This window comes from Streptomyces sp. NBC_00989, from assembly GCF_045162655.1.
In the GTDB taxonomy this organism is placed as follows: Bacteria; Actinomycetota; Actinomycetes; order Streptomycetales; family Streptomycetaceae; genus Streptomyces.
The window spans coordinates 556351-577617 of the sequence record NZ_CP108728.1; the positions used below are offsets into that span (position 1 = coordinate 556351).

Genomic DNA, 21267 nt, shown 5'->3' on the forward strand with positions numbered 1-21267 from the left:
GCACGGTGAATCCGGCCACCCCGTCGGGCCACCTGCCCCGGCACCGGCTCCCCGCGCAACCGGCCGCACCACAGCCACCGCGCTCCCCCGTCGTGTCGTTGCGCGGCGCCGGTGTGCGCGTCGGGGGCCGGACCCTGTGGTCGGGTGTCGATCTGGAGGTCGGCGCCGGTGAGTTCGTCGCCGTCCTCGGTCCCAATGGGGTCGGCAAGTCGACCCTGGTCAAGATGCTGCTCGGCATCCTGCCTCCGGCGGCAGGCGAGGTCAGGGTGCTGGGCGAAGCACCCGGCAGGGCCGGCCACCGCGTCGGCTACCTGCCGCAGCGCCGCAGCTTCGACGCGAGTCTGCGCATCCGCGGCACCGATATCGTGCGGCTCGGACTGGACGGCGACCGCTGGGGCGCACCGCTGCCGGTGCCCGTCCGGTTCAGCGCCCGGCGCCGGGCGGCCCGGAACCGTATCGCCGAGGTCGTCGACCTGGTCGGGGCGAGCGCGTACGCGCACCGGCCGATCGGCGAGTGCTCCGGCGGCGAGCAGCAGCGGCTGCTCATAGCCCAGGCACTCGTGCGCGACCCCGAACTGCTGCTCCTGGACGAGCCGTTGGACAGCCTCGACCTGTCCCATCAGGGTGCGGTCGCCGCGCTGATCGGGCGGATCTGCCGGGAGTCCGGCGTCAGCGTCGTCCTGGTGGCGCACGACGTGAATCCCATCCTCACCTGGCTGGACCGGGTGGTGTACATCGCCGAGGGCGGTGCGGTCGCGGGCCCCCCGCGGGAGGTCATCACCACCGAGACGCTGTCACGGCTGTACGGCGTGCCGGTGGAGGTGCTCCGCACCAGCGACGGAAGGCTGGTGGTCGTCGGCCATCCCGAGGCGCCCGCCGCCCACACCGACCGGCACGCCGAGGGAGGCGGGCCGTGAACTGGGCCGATACAAGCGCCAGTTGGTCGTGGAACCCGCTGACCGACCTCCAGCAGATCTGGGCGTTCCCCTTCATGGTCAACGCCTTCCGGGCCGGTACGGTCGTGGCCGTGCTGGCCGCCGTGGCGGGGTGGTTCATGGTGCTGCGGCGGCAGAGCTTCGCCGGGCACACCCTGGCCGTGGTCAGTTTTCCCGGCGCCGCCTGCGCGACGCTGCTCGGCATCAGCGCGAGCTTCGGATACTTCGCGTTCTGTATCGGAGGCGCCCTGGTGATCGCCGCCATCCCGCGCTCCGGACAGGGCGGCAGCGGCCAGGAGGCGGCGCTGACCGGCACCGTCCAGGCGTTCCTGCTGGCCTGCGGGTTCCTCTTCGTCGCCCTCTACAAGGGCTTCCTCGGTGGGGTCAACTCCCTGTTGTTCGGCAGCTTCCTGGGCATCACCACCGTCCAGGTGGCCGTGCTGGCGATCGTCGCAGCGGTCGCGCTCTGCGTGCTGGCGGTCATCGGACGGCCGCTGCTGTTCGCCTCCGTCGACGAGAACGTCGCCACCGGACGCGGGGTGCCGGTGCGGGCCCTGTCAGTGGTCTTCCTCGTCCTGCTCGGGGCGGCAACCGCCGAGGCAAGTCAGATCACCGGCACGCTGCTGGTGTTCGCGCTGCTGGTGATGCCCGCCGCAGCCGCACAACAGCTCACCGCACGGCCCGCCGCGAGCCTGGCGCTGTCGGTGCTCATCGCACTCGCGGTGACCTGGACCGGGCTGATCGCCGCCTACTACTCGCCGTACCCGATCGGTTTCTACGTGACGACCTTCGCCTTCGCCGTCTACGTCCTGGCCCGCACGGGCCGCACCGCTGCCGCGGCCTTCGGCAGGCACCGCACGGTGGAAGCAGGTGCTCTCGCATGAGCGCCTTCACCCACCCCTACTTCGTGCACGCGCTGCTGGCCGGCACCGCGATCGCCCTGGCGGCCGGTCTCGTGGGCTACTTCCTGGTGCTGCGCGCCCAGGTCTTCACCGGCGACGCACTCAGTCACGTCGCCTTCACCGGGGCGCTCGCAGCCCTCGCGCTGGGCTACGACCTGCGGCTGGGACTGTTCGCGGCCACCGTGCTGTTCGCGGTGCTGCTCGGCGCGCTGGGCCGCCGCAGCCGCGCCGACGACGTCGCCATCGGCAGTCTCTTCTCCTGGATCCTGGGCCTGGGCGTCTTCTTCCTCACCCTCTACACGACGTCCCGAAACGCGGCGAACGGCACCGCCGGGGTGAACGTCCTCTTCGGATCGATCTTCGGCCTCTCCGGCGGGCAGGCCGAACTGGCGGCCGTCATCGCGGGCGTCGTCTGCCTCGCCGTGCTCGCCGTCGCCCGCCCGCTGTTGTTCGCCTCCGTCGACGAGGCGGTGGCGACTGCCCGCCGAGTACCCGTACGGATGCTGGGTCTCGTCTTCCTGATCCTGGTCGGCGTCTGCGCGGCCGAGGCCGCTCAGGCGGTCGGCTCGCTGCTGCTGCTCGGTCTGCTCGCCGCGCCCGCCGGCGCCGCGCAACGGTTCACCGACCGGCCCTACCATGCCCTCGCCCTGTCCGCGGGACTCGCGGTGGCGGAGATGTGGATGGGCCTCGCCCTGAGTTACTACATCCCCCAACTGCCTCCCAGCTTCGCCATCATGGCCGTCGCCACCACCGTCTACGCGGCCGCGCTCATCGCCGTACGTCGACCCCACGCCCATGCCGCTCTCGCGGAGGCGTGATGAGCGCACCGGCCGACGACCTTGACCTCATCGGCCGCCGCACCGCCCAACGCACCAGCGTCGTACGGGCGTTGATCGACCACGGCGGCTTCATCGGTGCCCGCGCCCTGCACGACGTACTGAAGGTTCGCGGCGCGCGCGTGGGCCTCAACACCGTCTACCGCACCCTGGCCGCCCTCGTGGACGCCGGCCGCGCCGACGTCGTACGCGACCGGGGTGGTGAACGCCTCTTCCGTCACCGCCCGTCCCCCGAGCACCAGCACTATCTGCTGTGCCGCGCCTGCGGGTTGAGCACTCCTGTCGACTCCGCGGCGGTCGAGACCTGGGCCGAACACGTCGCCTGCACGTCCGGCTTCGCGCAGGTCGAGCACACTGTCGAACTCACCGGCCTCTGCCCGCAGTGCCGCACGCCGTAGACCGGCGTGCGGATTACCGCCCCCAGTTGATAACGGTATCCATTTTCATATAGCTTTGCTGCAACGTACCGGCAGTCGTCCAGGAGGATCCCATGGCCGTTCCCAAGCGGAAGATGTCCCGCAGCAACACCCGTCACCGCCGCGCCCAGTGGAAGGCGACCACGCCGACGCTCGTACCGATCACCATCGACGGCGTCCCGTACCTGGTGCCCCAGCGGTTGGCGAAGGCGTACGAGCGCGGGCTGCTTCGCCCCGAGGGCTGACCTTCATGTCCTACGGCTCTCACGACCGACTGCCCGTAACCGTCCTGTCCGGATTCCTCGGGGCGGGCAAGACCACCCTCCTCAACCACGTTCTCGGCAACCGCGAGGGCCTGCGCGTCGCCGTGATCGTCAACGACATGAGCGAGGTCAACATCGACGCCGCACTCGTGCGCGGCGGCGAGGCGGCCCTGTCCCGCACCGAGGAACGTCTGGTCGAGATGACCAACGGCTGTATCTGCTGCACCCTGCGCGACGACCTGCTGGAGGAGATCGACCGGCTGGCCCGCGAGGGCCGCTTCGACTACCTGCTCATCGAGTCGTCCGGCATCTCAGAACCCATGCCTGTGGCCGCAACCTTCGCCTTCGCCCGCGACGACGGCGCCACCCTCGGGGAGATCGCCCGCCTGGACACCATGGTCACCGTCGTCGACGCCGCCAACTTCCTGCCCGAGCTGACCAGCGGCGACGAACTCGTCGAACGCGGCCTGGACCAGTACGAGGACGACGAACGCACCGTCAGCGACCTGCTCATGGACCAGATCGAGTTCGCCGACGTCATCATCCTCAACAAACTCGACCTCGTCGACGAGGAGTTGGCGGACCGCCTGTGGGCGACCCTCACTCGCCTCAATCCGGCCGCACGCGTCATCCCGGCCGTCCACGGCCGCGTGAAGGTCGGTGAGGTACTGGGCACCGGGCTCTTCGACCTGGAACGCGCCCAACAGGCCCCCGGCTGGGTGCGGGAGCTCAACGGCGACCACATCCCCGAGACCGAGGAGTACGGCATCTCCTCAACCGTCTTCCGCTCCGAACTGCCCTTCCATCCCGGCCGGTTGTGGACGTTCGTGACCGAGGAACTCGACAGCGGCACGTACGGGCAGATCCTGCGTTCCAAGGGCTTCTTCACGCTGGCCAGCCGCCCGCGGGTGACGGGCCTGTGGTCCCAGGCCGGCTCCGTAGCCCGCTTCGAACCCTCCGCCGCGCACGACACCGACAGCCCCGACGGCCAGGAACTGGTCTTCATCGGCACACACCTGCACCCGAACACACTGCACGCCGCACTGACCAACTGCCTCATGACCGACACCGACAGCCTCCCACCCGCCGACCCGTTCCCCGCCTGGGACACCTACGGCATCGACGACACCTGCGAACACGAACACCCCGCACTCGTAGCGGGCGCCTGAAAACCCCGGGCCGGGCGGTGAACGCAGCCACGGCACCGCCCGGGCCGGCACCGCTCCGATAGGGCGGCGGAGAAGCGGCACGAATCCCCTCGATCACGCAGTCTCCGGGTCGCACGACCGGTACGTCGTGGCGAAGGGCAACGGCCCTGTGTCCTCGCTGAACTGACTGACCATCAGACCCTCACCGGCGATGTGAGGAAGCGTGTCGCCCGGCTCCGCTACGGCAGGCCCCAGGCCGGCCCCGGCTTGCTGACGGCGACGGGTGCGATGACGAGGTCGGGACGGGAACCGGCGTGGACGAGCACCTCACGGCCTCGGGGAAGGTCGATGGCGAGGGTGCCGTCGCCCAGATCGTGGGTGTGTGCGGGTGTGCCGTCGTCCAGCAGCACGGTGAGGGTCCCGGTGAGGCCGTGCCGGAGCTTGAGCGGCTCGCCCGCCAGGCTTCTGATCCTGATGAACCGGGTCACCCCGGCCTTTCGCACGGCGCTGACCAGGAAGGCGCCCTGGGTGCGGAAGTCGTGCAGGGTGACGTCCGCCCAGGAGGACGGGACGGCCGGGAAGACACGGATCACGCCGCCCCAGCTCTGGCAGAACATGTCGTGCAGGGACTGCGAGGCGGACAGCGGCGTCTCGATGACCGGACCGGCCTCGGTGTAGTGCGTGTTGGCACGGCAGGGGTAGCGCGTGGTGGGATCGAAGAACTTCCGCAGGTATGTGATCGCGGTGTCTCCGTCGCCGGTCATCGCGTACATGGAGGCGGCCCCGGTGTAGCTGTAACCCCGGTGGGCGCCGGTCAGCGCGTGCCAGTGGGTCACCGACTTCGCGATCAGGTCGCGGCTGCCGGGCTGGTCCCAGTTCACCAGATACAGCGGATACACCATCAGCAGGTGCGAGTAGTGCCGGTGGGACTGCGCGTACGGGGTGTCGGCGCCGATCATGAAGCCGTTGTCGTCGACCGGGTACGGCGTGAGCCTGGCCAGCACCCCCTGCCACTGTGGGATCAACTCGTCGTCGACCGCGAGCAGTTCGGCGGACTCGATGAGCGTCTGGCAGCCCCAGCGGATCAGGGCCAGGTCGTAGTTGGTGTCCTGTGGCGGTACGACGGGGTATTCGGGCGAGAGCGTGCTGGGCAGGTGGAGTCTGCCGTCGCTGCCCGGGGTGAGGAAGTGCAGGTAGTAGTTGATCGCCCGGCGCAGCACGGGATAGATCGTGTCGCGCAGCAGTCCCTTGTCCATGGAGTGCCGGTAGGACAGCCACACGTTGTGCAGCGCCCAGGTGAGGTCGCCGGTCTCGGCGCCCGTTCCCGGTCGGCCCACTTCGCGGTTGGCGAACATGTCGGAGCTGCGGCCGATGCCGGAGCTGTCCGCCCGGTAGGCGGTGGGCACGTTGGCCGCGAGCTGCTCCTGGTTCTGGCGCAGCGTGGTGGCGAGCGAGTCCAGCTCGGGGTGGTTGAAGCCGTGGATGAGCCAGTACTCCAGCTGGACGTTGAGGTTCCACCAGACCGCGGGCCAGGGCGTGGGCTCCAGCCACGGCCCGGAGGTGGCCATGACGGGGCCGCCGGCGCGGCTGGCGGAGGCGATCTTGTAGAGCTGGATCCAGTGGAAGCTCTGCAGGCGCTGGTCGGGGAACGAGACGAAGCTCTTGCGGTAGAACGCGTGCCACCACTGGGTGTGCCGTCGTCTGAGGGCGCTGTACGAGGCCGCGCGCCGGAGATTGCGCAGCGAATCGGCTGCGGCGGCGGTCTCGGAGGGCGAGCTGTGTCCGACGCTGAGCAGCAGGTCGTGGCCGGTGCGGCGGTAGGCGGTGGCGGTCTGGCCGCCGGTGAGGGGCTGGAGCACCTGCTCGGTGCCGTCGGCTGAAGTCCGGGTGGTCCAGGGCGGGTTGACGGTGTAGCCGGCGGGCGGAGCCTCGCTGATGCGCCGGGGGCTGAGTGCTTCTTCGGGGTGGAACGTCCAGGTGACCCGTTCATCGCCGCCGGCCGTCACACGGGCGGCGAAGACCTCGCCGTGGATGAGAGCGGAGAGGACGAGCGTGCCCGCGGTGGTGGTGACGGTACCGGTGAGCTCGGCGTTCCACAGGCTCAGGCGCCAGTCGACGGAGGTGATGGTGCCGACCGGTTCGAGGGTGAGGTGGCCGACCGGCAGGCGACAGGTTCCCCAGCCGCTGCCGAACTCGGGCCGATGGTCCTGTACCCGGCCGTGCTGGATGGTGAAGCGGAGCTGGTTGGCTCCCGGCTCCTGGTACACCATGCTGCCGAGCTGGCCGTCCCCCAGGAACGGCCCCTCGTGCCAGAGGGTGGGCAGTCTGCTCCACAACAGATCCTGGCCCCGCAGAAATTTTTCCCAGGCACCGTCGGCGCGCATGGTGTCACGGAGTTTCCAGGGGCTTCTGCCGGCCCGGGCCGCCGGAAGAACGTCGGCCGCCCCCTCCGCCCGTACGGACTCGTCGGCGTGGGCCGTCCCACCGGGCAGGGCCGCGGCCGCGGCTCCTCCCAGCGCGGTGCCGAGTAAGACCCTGCGGGGCAACGGCGAGTGGTTCCCCGGCTGCGAGGTCATCATCGTCCTCCAGAACTGACGGTCAGTGATACATCGGGTGTATCGAGGAACCTAGGCACGCCTCGGGCGCCTGTCAATGACCGCAACCAATAGCCCTTCATGCCGAACAACCCTTCATTTTCGGCTACTTGGGAAGAGCCGCGCACATCCACCATCGCACCCCAAGTCCTTGACTCCTCCGATGTATTGCGGCTGCCGTTGGAGGTCAGCCGTGGGCCGAACACGGAATGAGCGGCGAGGAACGCGACCCGGGTCCCGCCCGCTACTTCAGGAACGGCGTGTACGACCACGGTTCCGGCCGTGCCGAGGCACGCTTCCGCAGCCTCCGATACGGGACGAAGTGACCGGTCCGACGACACGAACGGCGACGAACTCGCCGACACCGCTTGACTGATCACCGCATCGGACGTCTGTCTCCCACGACAGCGCGTACAGACCGTCAGCCGCTGGTCGTGAAGTCGGTGAACTCGTCTTCGCTCGGGTAGCCCGGGTTGGCCGCGGTGCCGAAAAGGCCGACGTCCTGGGTACGGGCGGCGGAGGGAACGTCCGCGGTACTCAGGCGGGTCCAGTTGGTGCTGTCGGTGGAGTAGTAGCCGGTGAAGGTGGTGCCAGAGCGGACCAGCCGGATCCAACTGGGCAGGACGGGCTTGCCGACGCCGGAGCCGTTGGGTGCGGTGCCGGCGTCGAGCCACCCGTCGCCGTCGGCGTCCCACTGCATGAAGTAGCCCTTCTTGGCGCTCACTCCCACGGTCACGAAGCCGGGCGAGTTGCTCGCGCCGGTGATGTCGTTGCGCACCATGATTCCGGTCTTGGCCCCGGAGTTCTGGTACCGCTGCCAGGTGACACGAACCGTCGTGACGGATCCGTCGTGTTCCGCGCCGGGGACATAGAGCGCGCCGTACTCGTTCTTCGGTCCGTAGGCGCCGGCGCCGGCCGCGCGAATGCCGAGGGCTGAACCGACCTGTGAGAAGTCCGCGGGCTCCGGCGAAGAGGAAAAGGTGTGGAACGGGGCCCGAACGGGAGCGTCGAGCAGAACGGACGTGTGCCCGGCGGCCGAGCCGGAGGCCCGTGCCCCGGTGCCGGTGCGGTTGTTCCAGCGGAAGTGGGCGAAGGCGTCGAGCCGGACCGTCGGGAAGAGCTGGGTGATGGACGCCGGTGGCGTGACGCGGTAGGTGGCGCGGACGGTCACGCCGGGCGCGACGGCGGCGAAGGAGGTGGGCGAGACGGGGGTGGCTGTCCAGCCCCTCGGGACGGGCAGGGCCACGTGGACACCGGTCGCGGCGACGCTGCCCCAGTTGGTGAAGTCCGCGTCGACAGTGGCCTGTTGGCCGGTCCCCAGGGTGCCGGGGGCGGTCACGGTGAGGCCGGCCTGCGGGCGCCCCGGCGCCTTGCCCGCGGCCCACGGACGTACACGGAACAGCGCCGCGCCGTGCACGGGGACCGAGGCGGCGACGGTGGCGCCGGAGGAGCGGGTGACCTCGTGCGTCCACAGGTTGTCGAGGCGGTACGAGGAGGACGCGGGCAGGCCGGCCGTGGCCGCGGCGATGGAGACGGTCTGGGCGACGGACCCGGTGTTGAACAGCCCCAGGATCACATCGCCGTTCGGCTCCGTTTTCGCGAAGACCTGCGCGGTCGCGCTCCTGCTCACCCGAGAGGCATTGACGGTGTCCTGGTCCACGGCGATCACGTCACGATTCGCCAGCAGCCTCAGATCGGCGGCGTCGAGCCTGGTCAGGTCCGTGCCCAGGAGCAGTGGGGAGGAGGCCAGCGACCACAGGCTCAGCTGGGTCTGCCGCTCGTCGGGGGTCAGCCCGCCGTCGCTGCCGTTGCCGACCTCGATCGAGTCGTAGTCGTTGAACGCGCCGGAGCCGCCGAACGGTTGCCAGGCCGCGACCTGGTCGAACCGGGCCGACGTCCGCTGCCAACTGGTCAACGGGGTACTGGATCCGTTGACGCCGCAATAGCACTCGATGTCGCCGCCGGTGCGCCAGCCGTTGCTGGTGGCCTGCCAGGTGGCGGCGTCGGCGATGCTGAGCGAGTTGGAGAGCTCCAGGTGCATCGGACGGCCGGTGGCGACGATCGCCTGGTGCCACGCCCGCATCTCGGGACGGTTGTCGGCGGGGACGAGGCCGCCGCCAGGGCCGACGAAGTCCATCTTGATGTAGTCGACGCCCCAGGAGGCGAACAGGTCGGCATAGCTCTGCACATACTCCGCTGCGCCAGGCTTGCCGAAGTCGATGCGGTAGGAGTCGTTGTGGGTGTTGCCGGGCTGTGTCGGGTCCGCGATGTCCTGCATGTGGTACGCGGTGCCCTGGACCGGCAGGTTCTCCTGATACGCCTCGATGGGGATGCCCGGCGTGAGATAGATGCCGAACTTGAGCCCCAGGCGGTGCAGATACGCGGCGAGAGCGGGGATTCCGTCGGGAAAGCGAGCGGTGTCCCAGGCGCTTCGCCCATAGGCGTCCAGGTGGTCGGACCAGCCGGCGTCGATGTTGATGTAGCGGTAGCCGTACCGCCACAACTTGTCGCGCATGACCCGCGCCTGAGCCTTGATCCCGTCCTGGGTCAGGCCACTGCCCTCGCGCAGCGCGCTCCAGCTGCTCCAGCCCATGGGCGGTGTGGACGAGAGGGGCGCGGCTAAGTCCGTCGGGGCCGCGGGTGGAGGCGCGGCCACCGCGGGCGATGTTCCCGCCGCAAGCCCGAGGAGAAGCAGTAGAGACAGCAGACATCTGATCAATCTCGCATACATCGAACGGCTCCTCAGCGTGGCCAACGGCAACTTGCCTTGTCCTTACCGGTCGAACGGCACATGTTCTATGCGCGATCCACTGCCACGTCAACACATTCATCCGATGAATCACTAAGAAACGTCCGGCGGGCTCACTTCGCACACCACGCGGCTCGCGTCGCCGCCATCCCGCCGACCCGGCACCCGCCACCACCGACGCAGGCCCGCGCTGGAAACGTCGGCGAAACGGGGTCACGACATCAGCAGCCAGGACAACGCGAACGACATCACGCTCCGGGAGAACACGAACTGCCCCGCCACGGGCAGGCGCCGTCAGGACTTCGGACGATCCCCGTCCCGGGACACGTCCAGGTTCGCGGGCCAGTCGCCGGGCTTCGCCCTCGTCGCACCCGCAACGACATGGAACTCCAACTGCAGTGACCGTGAGGCTGGTTCGGGACAGGGGCACGCGATCCCGTACGGCCGGGCAACCCTCGCCACTGATCCGATCCGCAGCCGCTCGTACACAATCGGCCAGATTTCAGCTGTACCGTTCCGTGTCGCTCGCGTATCAATGGGGATCGCAAGTGCTGACGGACTGTCAGATTCGATCCCCCGCAGTGTGCCCGCACCCACCCGGCCCGGGGTCGCCATCCCACACATGGCACTCCCACCAACGGGAAGGGAACACGATCCCCATGAACCGATTAACCACAGGTGCGGCACTCACAGCCGGCGTCATTGCCGCCACGACGCTGGCCTTCGCGCCCTCCGCGTCCGCCGCCGTCACCCCGAGCTCCGCCACCATCACCGCCGCCTGCGGCATCTTCGGCGGCGGCACGGCCACGCTGACCGCGACCCAGGTCAGCAGTACTTCAGCCACCGTCACCCTCAGCTCCACCGCCATCACCACGCCGCTCGCCCTGTCGGCGAACTCCATCAGCTCCACGCTCACCATGACCAACTCCACCGGCGCGAACCGGGTGTTCAGCGGCACCGTGAACCCGGCCATACCCGCAGGCGGCGCGGTCACCGTCGGTCCGCTTCCCGGCACCGTGGCCGTGGGCGACCAACTGGACTTCTACAAGGGCTCGCTGAAGATGGTCATCTTCGGCATCTCCGTCACCTGTACGTCGAACGCCGCGCAGTCACCCGGGCCCTTCGTCTTCAGCTGAGCCTGCCGTGAGTGAGTGATTCGTTCCCGACGCCGCAAGAACCGACGGAGCCGACGACCTGGACCGCCCGAATTCCCGCACGCCGCTCCACCGGGCGGTTCTGGTCGAAGGTCCGCGCCAGGATCCGGCGGCCTTCCTTCACCATCGACTGCCGACCGAGCAGTGGCCCGTTCCGCGTTGCCTGGTCAGCCCCTACATCGGTGAGGCCCGGGAGGATTCCTTCCCTGAGCTGCCGCGTACTGCTGCGGACGGCATGCCGTCCGCAGCAGTACAACTCCCCCCGCTCGACGAGCGTCTCCTCACCGACATCCACGACCTTGACTCGCCCCCCTCGTCACCGACCCTGATCCGGCGAAGAGTGCAAGGCCGATGGGACCTCGCCGTAGGGACGGACACGCGTCCGCCACAAAATCGTCACAGCGCCCGTGGGTGTCGGGACGCCGGATCCGCCCTCCCCCGCGGACCTGGAAGGGGACGGCGTCGGGGGCACGCCTGACGCGGGGGACAGCCCGTTCGCTGGATAGGGTCGGGGCGTGGACCACAGCATCAGGCAGCCGGGCGAGGCGTTCGCCGGGGAGCCACGGGACGAGCTGTCGGCGCGGGCGGTGCGGGCGCTGTGGTGGGGGTCGGCCGGTCTGGTGCTCGCCGTGCTCGCCACCTCAGTGCTTGTCGCAGGCGCCGGGGACGGCCGGCGGCTGCCTGCGGCCGTGATTCTGGTCCTCGCGCAGGTCGTCGTCCTGAGATGGCAGGTGCGCGCCCCGATCGCCGTGCTGGCCGTGACCGTGGCGACGGGGCTCGCGGTGTGGGTCTTGTTGCCTGAGGTGTCCTTGACGGGAGCTCTGCTCGCGGCGCAGGTCGCGTTGTGCACCCTGTCCGCCACCGGGTCGCGGCGGGTGTCGGTGCGGGCACTCGCGGCGATGTGCCTGCCTGCGCCGCTGGCGTTCGGGGCAGGCGGTGGCCCGGCGGGAGTGACGGTCTATCTGTTGGCCGTGCTCCTCGCGTGGACCGCGGGGCAGTGGCGGCGGAGGCGGCCCTGCCCCTGTTCCTGGAGGCGCTGGCACTGCGGACGGGGCCGGTGGCCACCGGAATCCCGCTGGAGGCCCGGGACCACCTGGTGTTCACCGCGTTGGAGCGTGAGTACCTGACAGCCGTCAAAGAGGCGGCCGACGCGGCTCTGGCGGGCGGCGGCACGGACCGCCTGCTCACGGTGCTGCACCGCACGACGTGCGAGCACCCGCTCGACGAACAGCTCCAGGCCCGGCTCGTGCGTGCCCTGGCGGCCACCGGCCAGCGGGCGGAGGCGCTCGACGTCTGGCAGCGGGTCCGGGTCCGCCTCGATGCCGAGCTCGGTGTGCCGCCCGGTGCCGAACTGCGGGCCGCGCAGACGGAGGTGCTGCGCGACACCACCTCCGTGCTCGCCCCGCCCGGCGGTGCCGCTGCCCCGTCGAGCACCGCACGGACCTCCTCGCGTCCCGGAGACCGGATTCCTCGCGGTCCGCGCCGGGACGTCCGGCCGCCGGACCGGAGCGTTCCGGAGACCTGCCCGGGTGGACACCGGCTCGGATACCCGGACAACGGAGTGATGCGGACGGGCCGTCGGGCAGGTCGGGACCGTCGGCGCCCCGCCGGGCAGGTGCGCGCACGGCACGCGACGGAGGCACGGTCGGGGGCGGCGAGCCCGCGATCGGCAGAGGGCCCGCGGACCGCGGGAGGCAGCGTGCCGACGCGGACGTCCGACCGACGCGTGTCGCGCCGCCCGGCGGGCCCGTCGTACCGGGCAAGCCGACCGCACCGACGAGCCTCCCGGCAGCCGCGGACCACCCCGCGACCGCCACCCTGCTTCTCGTACCGGACGCGTCCCGGGACCGGCGCTCCGGGGCCGCCGCCCCCTACACGCGTCCGGCCCAACTGCCCGCCGATCTCGGTACGTTCGCCGGTCGGCGGACCGAACTCGCCCAGGTCGTCGATCTGTTGGCGAACTCGGCTCCCGTCACCCGGATCGCCGTGATCAGCGGTATGGGCGGCATCGGCAAGACCACGCTGGCCGTGCACTGGGCGCCCCGGATCGCCCACCCTTTCCCGGACGGACAGTTGTATGTGAACCTCCGCGGCTTCGACCCGGGCGGAACCACCAAGGACCCGGGCGAGGCCCTCCGCGGTTTTCTGGAGGCGCTCGGCGTACCGGCTCAGCGGATACCGGTCGGCGAGGCCGCCCAGACCGGCCTCTACCGGAGCCTGCTGGCAGGGCGCCGCGCGCTGATCCTGCTGGACAACGCGCGAGACGCCGATCAGGTCCGCCCGCTGCTCCCCGGCAGCGCCGGTTGCCTGGTCGTCGTCACCAGCCGGAACCACCTCTTCGGCCTGGTCACCGTCGAAGCCGCCCGGCCTCTGGTGCTGGCCCAGCTCAAGGTGCCCGAGGCCCGGGAATCACTCGCCCGTCGGCTCGGTGCCGGCCGCGTGTCCGCCGAGCCGCGGGCCGTCGACGAGATCGTCGCCCGCTGCGCGGGACTTCCGCTGGCTCTCGCCGTGGTGGCCACCCGGGCCGCCGCCCACCCCGGATTCCCGCTCGCCGCGATCGCGGCCGAACTGCGCGAGGCCCACGGAAGCCTCGACGCGTTCACGGACCCCGACCCGGCCGGCGACGTACGGGCGGTGTTCTCGTGGTCGTACCACACCCTGAGTCCCGGTGCGGCCCGGCTGCTGCGGCTGCTGTCCCTGCACCCGGGCCCGGACGTCGCGCTGCCGGGCGCCGCGGCGAGCGCCGGAGTCGCTCCTGCGGACGTCCGCCCGCTGCTGGCCGAACTCACCCGCGCCCATCTGCTCAGCGAGCACACACCGGGCCGTTACTCCTGCCACGACCTGCTGCGTACGTACGCCATGGAACGCTCGGAGGCCGAGGATGCCGCCGCCGACCGGGACGCGGCCGTGCACCGGCTGCTCGACCACTACCTGCACACCGCGCACGCCGCCGGCCGCCGCTTCTCCCCCGCGTGGACCACGAGCCCACTCACGGAGGCCCAACCCGGCGCGGGGGCCGTGGAGTTCGCGGACGACGGGGCGGCGCTGAGCTGGTACACGGCCGAGCGGCGGGTACTGGGCGACGTCGTCGCGGTGGCCGACCGGCTGGGCTTCGACTCCCATGTCTGGCGGTTCGCCTGGACGTTGGAGCGTTTCTTCGCAGGAAGCCGCTGTCCCCGACTCCTCGCCGGACTAGGGCTCATGCCGTCGTGAGTCCTACGGCTGCCCCCCGGAAGCCAAGGGGGCCGGGCCTCCGCTACAGGAGGCCCGGCCCGGCCGGGGTGCAAGATCGCTACGCACGCAGCCGCTTGATCAACGTCTCGGCGGCGATGAGGAGTTCATCCGTCGTGGTCGTGGCCTGCCGGAGGTCGATCAGCACCTCCTCCGCGCCTGCCCCGGCCGTGCGGACGAGGTGGTCGGCGACCTGGCCGATCGTTCCCACGGCCGACCGCCGCACCGCTCAGTTGAACATGCGCCAGGTGTACGTCACGCGGTAGTGCCCGCCGAAGCCGCGGTAGTCGGCGGATGCCGCTGCCGTTTCGGGCTTGCCGTTCCAGCGGGCGGTCAGTGCCGGGATGATGGTGCTGAGGGTCACGGGCGTGAACACGTCGTCCTCGACGATGCCCTTGAGCTGGTCGAAGGCCCAGCCGATGGCCGCGCCGACCGCCATGCCGATGAGGACGCCGAGCACTCCGCCCGAGACGCCGATCGCCCCGCCGACGGCAGCGGCGAGATAGGCGGCGACCTTCGTCCTGACCAGGTCCAGCAGTTGGTCGACGTAGGCGGCGAGACCGCCGAAGTCGACCTCCGCGAGCACCAGCGTGACGAAGTACGGCTTCGGGTAGGTGGTGCCTCCCTCGTCGAGGCTGAACCAGTGGAACTGCTTCGGCGGCGCATACGTCTTGACGTCTCCGTCGTCGAAGCTGCGCACGTCGAACGGGCTGATCTTCAGCGTGTCGCCGCTCTCGTCCACGCTGGTCCCCGCGAGGGAGATCTCGTCCGAGCCCAGCTCCGATGTCTCGGCCAGGCACTTCACACTGTGGATGCGCAGCTCCAGCTTGTGCAGCGCGGAAGGTGCGGCCGCGGCCCCCTCGCCGGCCTGCGGTTCCCCGGGGAGGAGGAACGGCAGTTTCCTCAGTTCGTCGGCCGGGAACCTCAACCGCTCCGGGAAGGGCATCCGCTGGACCTGCGCGTCGACCGAGGCCGGTGAGCGCAGGTCGACCCGGGCCAGGTCGCCGAGGCGTCGGCCCCTGCCCGCCACGTCCTTGAGGTCGGCGACGACCGCGTCCGCCGCCCGCTTCTTCTTGTCGTCGGGCAGCCGGTCGAAGCGCTGGGCCAGCAGGTGTTCCGCGGCGCCCTTGTCCTCGGGCATCGGGTACCTGGCGGGCTCGGCGTGGTGCGCGGCGACCTTCTCGGCGGCGAGCCTCAGCTCCTGCACGACGCGTTCGGCCACCGCCTTCACCTTGGCGTGCGGTATGTCGGTCACTATCTGACTGGTGTTGTCGGCCATGACAGTCGATCCCCCGGTTGATTGCGTGTGACTGGGATTCCTCCGCCACGGACCTTGAGTTCACGAGTGGCGAAGTTCGACCGACGCTACGGGGAGCGCCGGCCCGGCACCCCGGGTGCGGCACCGGGGGTATCCCTAGGAACGGGCTTCGGGTACGTCGGCCAGCCGGGCCGCGAGACGGGTGCGGGAGTCCACGCCCAGCTTCGGGAAGATCCGGCCCAGGTGGTACTCGACGGTCTTGACGCTGATGACGAGTTCGCGCGCCACCTGCCGGTTGGTCAGACCGGACGCCACCAGACGGGCGACCGCACGTTCCTGCGGGGTGAGCCCCGCCAGGTCCGACGTCCGCTCGTGCCCCGCCGCGGGGCGCAGCCCGCACGCGGCCAACTCCCTGTCGCAGCGCTCCAGATCGGGCCTCGCCTCCAGGGGTACGAGGAGGTCGCGGGCGCTCTGCAACTGCTCGCCCGCCGAGGTGCGCTTCCCCGCGCGCCGCAGGAAACCGCCGTAGGCGAGATGCAGCAGGGCGCGGTCGAAGGGGGCCTCGACATGGGCGGAGTGTCTGAGGCCCAGCCGGAAGGCGCGTTCCGCGGCTTCGGTGTCGCCACGCGCGGCTTCCAGCGTGCCGCGGGCCCGGGCGGCGACGAGCAGCGCCTCGTGATGACCGCGCCGGGCGGCGAGCACTTCGTAGGGGGCGAGGATCCCGGCGGCGCGCTTCTCCTCGCCGAGGGCGGACCACGCGTCGGCGAGGAGGTCGGCCCACGGCACGGTTCCGGGCTCTTCCAGGGAGCCGCGCGGGCCGAGCGCGAGCAGCGGATCGAGGGCTGTGACGACGCCCTCCGGGTCGCCCCGGGCGCGGGCCAGGTAGCCCTCGGCGAGCGCGGCCGCCAGCGCCGGGCTCACATGGCTGCCTCGGGCGTAGTCGCGCACCACGCACGCGTGTGCCTGCGCCTTGGCGAACGCGCCGCGTGCCGCGCACAGTTGGGCGGCCAGTGTCCTGCTGTGCAGGGCGATGTGCGGCTGATCGGTGTCGGCGGCGAGCGAGAGCGCGAACTCGGTGTGGACGAGGGCGTCGTCCCAGCGCCCCACGCGGTACTCGGCGGAGGCGAGCGCTGTCGCGGCGACCACCCGGAACGACGCGGCCCGCCCACGGCAGGCGCCGAACACTCCGCTCAAGTCCCTTACGGCGCCGGTGAGATCGCCGACGAACGGGCGCAGGTTCCCACGGCCCAGGAGGCACTCCAGCTGCGCGGGGGACGCGAGGACCGGGTCGGGCAGCGGGCCGAGCGCCGCCAGGGTGTCCGCGGCCCGTCCGCTCATCGCGAGCCCGATCAGGCGCAGATAGCGGATCATGTCGGTGGCCGTGTCGTCCGGCGCGAGACGCAGGGCGAGATCCGCCCATTCGGCCATCTCGGCTCCGTGCGACATGCTGCCGTGCAGTGCGGCGAACTGGCCCGCGATCCGCGCCCCCAGCACGGGCTCGGCGTCCGGGTCGCAGCGGTGCCAGGAATCCGTGAGCAGCGCCTCGGCGCGCGCCACGTCGAACAGACTGAGCCGCCCCAGCAGGTAGCTGCGCCACCCGCCGGGCGCGAACTGACCTATCCGTTCGGCTACTTCACCCACGTCCGGCACGTCCCCCGCAAGCAGCCGGCACTCTACGGCTTCGAGCGAGCACCGCTCCTGGACACCGGCGTCGGCGCTCAGCCGGGCGGCGGCCTCGAGTTGCCCCGCCGCTCCGGCCCAGGCGCCTTCGGCGGCGAACTTCCGCCCCAACGAGGCCAGTTCGGCGGCCAGCCCCGGGTCGGGGCCGACCGCCGCGAGCGCCCGGTGCCGTAGCCGCCGCTCCTCGTCCGGCACGACGGCCGCGGCTCGCAGATGCAGCGCGGCCCGGCGCGCGGGACCGAGCCAGTGGTACACGGCGGCATGGATGAGGGGGTGCGGAAACCGGATGGCCGAATCCCCGGCCGTTTCGGTCAACAGGCCTGCGCTCACTGCCTCTTCGAGGGCGACGAGAGCATCCCCGCCGGCGGCCGCCCGCGCGTTCTCGTCAGCCACCGTCCACGCTTCGGCGAGCTCGCAGTGCGCGCCGAGCACCGCCGCCGCGCAGATCAGCGCCTCGGTCGGCGCGCTGATCGCGGCGAGCCGGGCCAGCACCAATGCCGTGAACGACTTGGGTACGGGCGGCGCTACGTCGGTCCGCTCCAGCGCCTCCAGCAGCCCGGGGCCCTCCTGCTCCAGCAGGGCCCTGACGTGGAGGGGATTTCCCCCGGTGTGCGCGTGCAACCGCTCGGCTGCCCGAACCGTGAGCCCGGATGCCCCCAACTCGCCGCCCAGTCGCCGCAGTTCGGTGGGCGCGAGCCCGCCGAGGCGGACCCGCACGACGTTGTCGGCGGTGAAGCACCGCCGCAGTCCACCCGGCAGCCGCGCGTCGTCGACGTCCCGCACGACCACCAGCACCAGGACCCGGTCGGCCCGCAGCCGCCGTACGGCGAAGGTGAGTGCCTGGAGAGACGCGTGGTCCGCCCACTGGGCGTCGTCCACCACCACGACGACCGGTTCCCCGGTCGCTCCCCCGGGCTCCGGGTCGCTCTCCTGCGCCTCGTCCCATGCCTCCAGCAGTTCCGCCCCGGCCGCCGAGGCGTCCGTCCAGCGGGCCCGCCGGCCCAGGAGCTGCGCCAGCACACCGAAGGCCAGCCCGGACTCGGCCTCCTCTCCCGCGGCCCGCAGCACATGCCCGGACCCGCACAGGAAGTGACGTACGAGGGCGGTCTTGCCGATCCCCGCCGGGCCTTCGACGAGAACGCACGCGGGGACTCCGGCCCGTGTCCGCTCGCGGGCACCCGCCAGCAGCGCGAGGCTCTCCGTGCGGCCGACGAACACTCCCGCCGCTCCTGGCCGAACAGTGGGCCCCGCGTGGTCCACCTCGGCTCACCTCCTCGGCCGCCCCCTGCGGGCATCCTCCTCAGGAAGGCGTGAAGAGTCCAGGTGTCGAACTCGCGGGGCTTCACGCATCGAAGACCCTGACCGAGCCGACATCTTCAGCCCGAGGATCACCGGGGTGCGGGCAGCGGTCGCGGAGGGGCGTCCGCCTGTTGGAGTTCGGCGAGGATCTGGTTCTGCCCGGTGAGGAGTTCGGTGAGGATACGACGCGCGGCGCGCAGGAGGTCCGCGACGTCTCCGCCGGCAAGTTCGTAGCGGACGGTGGAGCCCTCCCGTGTGGACACGACGATCCCGGAGCGTCGCAGGACGGCCAGTTGCTGCGACAGGCTGGAGGGTTCGATCTCGATGTCGGCGAGCAGGTCCCGTACGGACACCGGACCGTGCTGGAGGAGTTCCAGGACCCTGATGCGCACGGGGTGGCCGAGCATGCGGAAGAAGTCTGCCTTGACCTGGTAGAGGGGGACCTGCATGGACGCTCGCTCCTCGCCGGGTGGTTGGGAATGCGGCCGCCGTGAAGTGGCGGTACTCGAGAGTGCCGCCACTTCACGGGCTGCCCTCGGAAGCCGATCCTTCACGCCCCGGTCCCCGCACGACCGCACATTGTGACCATGCAGACATGGTGAGTTGAAGAAGCCTTCACATCAGGGGCATGGGTGGTCCGGCATGTCGGGACGGGCTAGATCTCGATCGCCCCCTCGACGCGTTTGAGTTGGTGGCGGGCCATGGCCAGGTTCGAGCGGGCCTTGTCGAGCACGAGGTACAGGAACAGCCCGTTGCCGTTGCGGCCGGTGACCAGGCGGATCAGGTGGTACTGGCTGTCCAGCGTGATCAGGATGTCCTCGATCTCGCCCTTGAGACCCAGCTGTTCCATGGTGCGCACCTTGGCCCGGATCACATCCGTGTTGCCCGCCGCGGCGACCGTCAGGTCCAGGCTCTTACTGCCGCCCAACGTGCCCAGCGCCATCCCGCTGGTGTAGTCGACGACCGCTGCCCCCAATGACCCCTCGACGCCGGCCATCATCTCCTTCAGCGACACTTCCACACTCGCCACGGTGCCTCCCCTTGTGTTCCGTTGACTGCGGCGGGCCGGTGCTGCCGCCCCGCCTCGACGTCCGGACCGTACGCACGCGGCTCCGACTCGCGGAGAGTGTCTTTGAGACTGACCCGCAACGATCGAACAGTGGCCCGACGGGATCCCTTGATGAGCCAGAACTGCCCTACCCGGTAAGGAATCGGAGCGCTCCAGGAGGCGAGTGCGGTGACGGACCGGTCGTCGCCGACGCGGGCGAGCCCGGCCCGCCGAGCCGGGCAATGACGAACGCATCCAGGCGACCAGAGGTCCGACTCGGCCCGATGGCGCGGTGTCACCCACCCCGGAAAGGCTCAACGGCAGACATGACGCCACCCTTGCCACTAGAATTGGTGTCATGACTGCCATCACGCTGCGCATTCCCGACGCCATGGACAAACAGCTGCGCGACGCCGCCGCCGGCTCCTCGTCCCTCAACGACTACATCGTGCGAGCCGTACGACGTCAGATGACCCTCGACGCCGCGCGCCGACTCGCCTCCGTCGCCCCTCTCGACCTGGCGGGCGAAGGCGACGCCCTGTGACCATCCGCAAGGGCGACGTCTGGGACGTCGACACCGGCAAAGGCACCCGTACCGTTCTTGTCGTCAGCCTCGACGGACTTGCCGACGCCTACGGCGCTGTCGTCGTCCTGGTCCTGCACGCCCCGGCCCAGCACCCCGACACGGCGATGAGCGTGCACCTGGCCACCCCGGTCGACGCCTCCGCCGTCGCCGTCAATCTCCTCCAGCTCTCCACGCTCCGCTTCGAAACCGGCACACCGCACGGGAACATCGGCCCCGAACAGCAGGAACTCGTCGACAACGCCCTCCGCGCGGTCCTCGACCTGTGAGCCGGTGGCGTACGGCGCGGCGAAGCCCGCATCGAGCAGGAACACCGGCCGGCCGATTCGCGCCTGGTCGGCAGGGGCGCGCCAAGTGCCAAGAGCGTTGACCCTGGTGGCGCCGGTCGCGGCGCCGACGTCACGACCGACGACAGCAGGACGACTTCCCTCAGGCGCGGAGTCCGCCTTCGTCGGAGGGCCGTCAGCGCAGTCGACGCGCCCGCAACACCACGTCATCGGTGTGGTGCGCACCGGCGCCGCCGTCAGGTGCCACTCGTGGCCGCTGCTCGTCCACCTCCACCGTCCAGTCGTCGTCGAGCAGAGCGGCGACCATGGAGGGCCAGACGTAGTCGGCCGGGTCGAACCCGCCGTCGTGTTCGTGCCGGGTGTCCATCCCCGCGTGGTGCACGAGCAGCAGCGCACCGCCGGGCGCGACGGCCGCGAGCAGCGCCCGCTCGGCTGCGGCGTCGGGTGTCCGCAGCAGAGCCGGGTACTGCGCGGAGACCAGGTCGAACGAGGCCGAGGGGAGGGCCGCTTCCGTCAGTGCGGCGTGTACCCAGCGGACGGTGAGACCGGCGTCCCGTGCGTGTCCCGCGGCCCGTTCCAGTGCCACGCCTGAGACTTCGAGCGCGGTCACGTCCCAGCCGCCGCGCGCGAGCCAGACGGCATCCGCGCCCTCGCCACAGCCGACGTCGAGCACCCGTCCGGGCGTGAGATCGGCGACCTCGGCCACGAGCGCGCCATTGGGCCGGCCGCTCCACAGTTGTCGGCGGTCGGCGTATCGGTTGTCCCACTCGGCCCGGACCTCGGGGTCTCCGACGTATCCGTCGGCAGGCATCGAGGCGTGGGGCGCGGACGATCCTGTGATGTTGTCAGTCACGCGCCCACGGTCACCCATCAAATCCTGGCCC

At 70.8% G+C, this 21267-nt stretch carries 19 protein-coding genes and 1 pseudogene; 12 read left to right on the forward strand and 8 right to left on the reverse strand.

Annotated features, from left to right (window positions below; all coding sequences use genetic code 11):
- The first annotated feature begins 5 nt into the window (after positions 1 to 5).
- From OG714_RS02535 to OG714_RS02560, 6 genes are all read left to right on the forward strand, one after another.
- Complete coding sequence (locus OG714_RS02535; RefSeq protein ID WP_406118190.1) at positions 6 to 917, forward strand: metal ABC transporter ATP-binding protein; 912 nt, start codon at positions 6 to 8, stop codon at positions 915 to 917.
- The gene (locus OG714_RS02540; protein ID WP_406118192.1) at positions 914 to 1819 is read left to right on the forward strand and encodes a metal ABC transporter permease; all 906 of its coding nucleotides are present in this window, start codon (positions 914 to 916) and stop codon (positions 1817 to 1819) included. The genes OG714_RS02535 and OG714_RS02540 overlap by 4 nt, the downstream gene beginning before the upstream one ends.
- Positions 1816 to 2655: a metal ABC transporter permease gene (locus tag OG714_RS02545; protein WP_406118193.1), complete on the forward strand. Its 840-nt coding sequence runs from the start codon at positions 1816 to 1818 to the stop codon at positions 2653 to 2655. The genes OG714_RS02540 and OG714_RS02545 overlap by 4 nt, the downstream gene beginning before the upstream one ends.
- Entirely contained in the window at positions 2655 to 3071 is a 417-nt protein-coding gene (locus OG714_RS02550) for a Fur family transcriptional regulator (protein ID WP_406118194.1), read from the forward strand. The genes OG714_RS02545 and OG714_RS02550 overlap by 1 nt, the downstream gene beginning before the upstream one ends.
- Positions 3072 to 3163: 92 nt before the next feature.
- Positions 3164 to 3334 (forward strand): 50S ribosomal protein L32, encoded by a 171-nt coding sequence (gene rpmF, locus OG714_RS02555; RefSeq protein WP_093628134.1) that lies wholly within the window; start codon positions 3164 to 3166, stop codon positions 3332 to 3334.
- A gap of 5 nt (positions 3335 to 3339) precedes the next feature.
- Positions 3340 to 4521 carry a GTP-binding protein gene (locus OG714_RS02560; RefSeq protein ID WP_406118196.1) on the forward strand — a complete coding sequence of 394 codons (1182 nt, stop codon included), beginning with the start codon at positions 3340 to 3342 and terminating at the stop codon, positions 4519 to 4521.
- 218 nt (positions 4522 to 4739) lie between these two features.
- Here OG714_RS02560 and OG714_RS02565 read toward each other — a convergent pair whose 3' ends face one another.
- Both OG714_RS02565 and OG714_RS02570 read right to left on the reverse strand, forming a co-directional pair.
- The gene (locus tag OG714_RS02565; protein ID WP_406118198.1) at positions 4740 to 7076 is read right to left on the reverse strand and encodes a glycosyl hydrolase family 95 catalytic domain-containing protein; all 2337 of its coding nucleotides are present in this window, start codon (positions 7074 to 7076) and stop codon (positions 4740 to 4742) included.
- 439 nt (positions 7077 to 7515) lie between these two features.
- Positions 7516 to 9687, reverse strand: a complete 2172-nt coding sequence (locus OG714_RS02570) for an NEW3 domain-containing protein (RefSeq protein ID WP_406118200.1) — start codon at positions 9685 to 9687, stop codon at positions 7516 to 7518.
- Between the two features lie 815 nt (positions 9688 to 10502).
- Between OG714_RS02570 and OG714_RS02575 the strand changes: the two genes are divergently transcribed.
- From OG714_RS02575 to OG714_RS02590, 4 genes and pseudogenes are all read left to right on the forward strand, one after another.
- Positions 10503 to 10979, forward strand: a complete 477-nt coding sequence (locus tag OG714_RS02575; protein ID WP_406118201.1) for a hypothetical protein — start codon at positions 10503 to 10505, stop codon at positions 10977 to 10979.
- A 533-nt stretch (positions 10980 to 11512) separates the two neighbouring features.
- Positions 11513 to 12004: pseudogene (locus tag OG714_RS02580) on the forward strand (sensor histidine kinase); the annotation flags it as partial.
- A gap of 50 nt (positions 12005 to 12054) precedes the next feature.
- Positions 12055 to 12987 (forward strand): bacterial transcriptional activator domain-containing protein, encoded by a 933-nt coding sequence (locus OG714_RS02585; protein WP_406131698.1) that lies wholly within the window; start codon positions 12055 to 12057, stop codon positions 12985 to 12987.
- Complete coding sequence (locus OG714_RS02590; RefSeq protein ID WP_406118202.1) at positions 12951 to 14210, forward strand: NB-ARC domain-containing protein; 1260 nt, start codon at positions 12951 to 12953, stop codon at positions 14208 to 14210. The genes OG714_RS02585 and OG714_RS02590 overlap by 37 nt, the downstream gene beginning before the upstream one ends.
- A 79-nt stretch (positions 14211 to 14289) precedes the next feature.
- Here OG714_RS02590 and OG714_RS02595 read toward each other — a convergent pair whose 3' ends face one another.
- The 5 genes from OG714_RS02595 to OG714_RS02615 all read right to left on the reverse strand — a co-directional run bounded on the left by OG714_RS02595 (position 14290) and on the right by OG714_RS02615 (position 19495).
- Positions 14290 to 14439 (reverse strand): hypothetical protein, encoded by a 150-nt coding sequence (locus OG714_RS02595; protein ID WP_406118204.1) that lies wholly within the window; start codon positions 14437 to 14439, stop codon positions 14290 to 14292.
- An 18-nt stretch (positions 14440 to 14457) separates the two neighbouring features.
- Complete coding sequence (locus tag OG714_RS02600) at positions 14458 to 15507, reverse strand: hypothetical protein (RefSeq protein WP_406118205.1); 1050 nt, start codon at positions 15505 to 15507, stop codon at positions 14458 to 14460.
- A 135-nt stretch (positions 15508 to 15642) separates the two neighbouring features.
- Positions 15643 to 18384 (reverse strand): AAA family ATPase, encoded by a 2742-nt coding sequence (locus tag OG714_RS02605; RefSeq protein ID WP_406118206.1) that lies wholly within the window; start codon positions 18382 to 18384, stop codon positions 15643 to 15645.
- Positions 18385 to 18554: 170 nt separating this feature from the next.
- Positions 18555 to 18914, reverse strand: coding sequence for an ArsR/SmtB family transcription factor (locus OG714_RS02610; RefSeq protein WP_406118208.1), 360 nt, complete (start codon positions 18912 to 18914; stop codon positions 18555 to 18557).
- Positions 18915 to 19120: 206 nt separating this feature from the next.
- Positions 19121 to 19495, reverse strand: coding sequence for a hypothetical protein (locus OG714_RS02615; protein WP_406118209.1), 375 nt, complete (start codon positions 19493 to 19495; stop codon positions 19121 to 19123).
- A 376-nt stretch (positions 19496 to 19871) separates the two neighbouring features.
- Here OG714_RS02615 and OG714_RS02620 point away from each other — a divergent pair, with 376 nt between their 5' ends.
- Positions 19872 to 20057: a hypothetical protein gene (locus tag OG714_RS02620; RefSeq protein WP_328686162.1), complete on the forward strand. Its 186-nt coding sequence runs from the start codon at positions 19872 to 19874 to the stop codon at positions 20055 to 20057.
- Positions 20054 to 20365: a type II toxin-antitoxin system PemK/MazF family toxin gene (locus tag OG714_RS02625; RefSeq protein WP_406118211.1), complete on the forward strand. Its 312-nt coding sequence runs from the start codon at positions 20054 to 20056 to the stop codon at positions 20363 to 20365. The genes OG714_RS02620 and OG714_RS02625 overlap by 4 nt, the downstream gene beginning before the upstream one ends.
- Positions 20366 to 20558: 193 nt before the next feature.
- Here the strand turns inward: OG714_RS02625 and OG714_RS02630 are convergent, their stop codons facing one another.
- A complete protein-coding gene (locus OG714_RS02630; RefSeq protein ID WP_406118212.1) occupies positions 20559 to 21236 on the reverse strand; it encodes a class I SAM-dependent methyltransferase in 678 nt (225 codons plus the stop codon).
- Positions 21237 to 21267 lie beyond the last annotated feature (31 nt).

Coding starts and splice junctions, on each gene's coding strand:
- OG714_RS02545 (WP_406118193.1), top strand. CDS start 1,816: ATGAGCGCCTTCACCCACCCCTACTTCGTGCACGCGCTGCTGGCCGGC.
- OG714_RS02570 (WP_406118200.1), bottom strand. CDS start 9,687: ATGGGCTGGAGCAGCTGGAGCGCGCTGCGCGAGGGCAGTGGCCTGACC.
- OG714_RS02565 (WP_406118198.1), bottom strand. CDS start 7,076: ATGACCTCGCAGCCGGGGAACCACTCGCCGTTGCCCCGCAGGGTCTTA.
- OG714_RS02600 (WP_406118205.1), bottom strand. CDS start 15,507: ATGGCCGACAACACCAGTCAGATAGTGACCGACATACCGCACGCCAAG.
- OG714_RS02550 (WP_406118194.1), top strand. CDS start 2,655: ATGAGCGCACCGGCCGACGACCTTGACCTCATCGGCCGCCGCACCGCC.
- OG714_RS02610 (WP_406118208.1), bottom strand. CDS start 18,914: ATGCAGGTCCCCCTCTACCAGGTCAAGGCAGACTTCTTCCGCATGCTC.
- rpmF (WP_093628134.1), top strand. CDS start 3,164: ATGGCCGTTCCCAAGCGGAAGATGTCCCGCAGCAACACCCGTCACCGC.
- OG714_RS02560 (WP_406118196.1), top strand. CDS start 3,340: ATGTCCTACGGCTCTCACGACCGACTGCCCGTAACCGTCCTGTCCGGA.
- OG714_RS02575 (WP_406118201.1), top strand. CDS start 10,503: ATGAACCGATTAACCACAGGTGCGGCACTCACAGCCGGCGTCATTGCC.
- OG714_RS02620 (WP_328686162.1), top strand. CDS start 19,872: ATGACTGCCATCACGCTGCGCATTCCCGACGCCATGGACAAACAGCTG.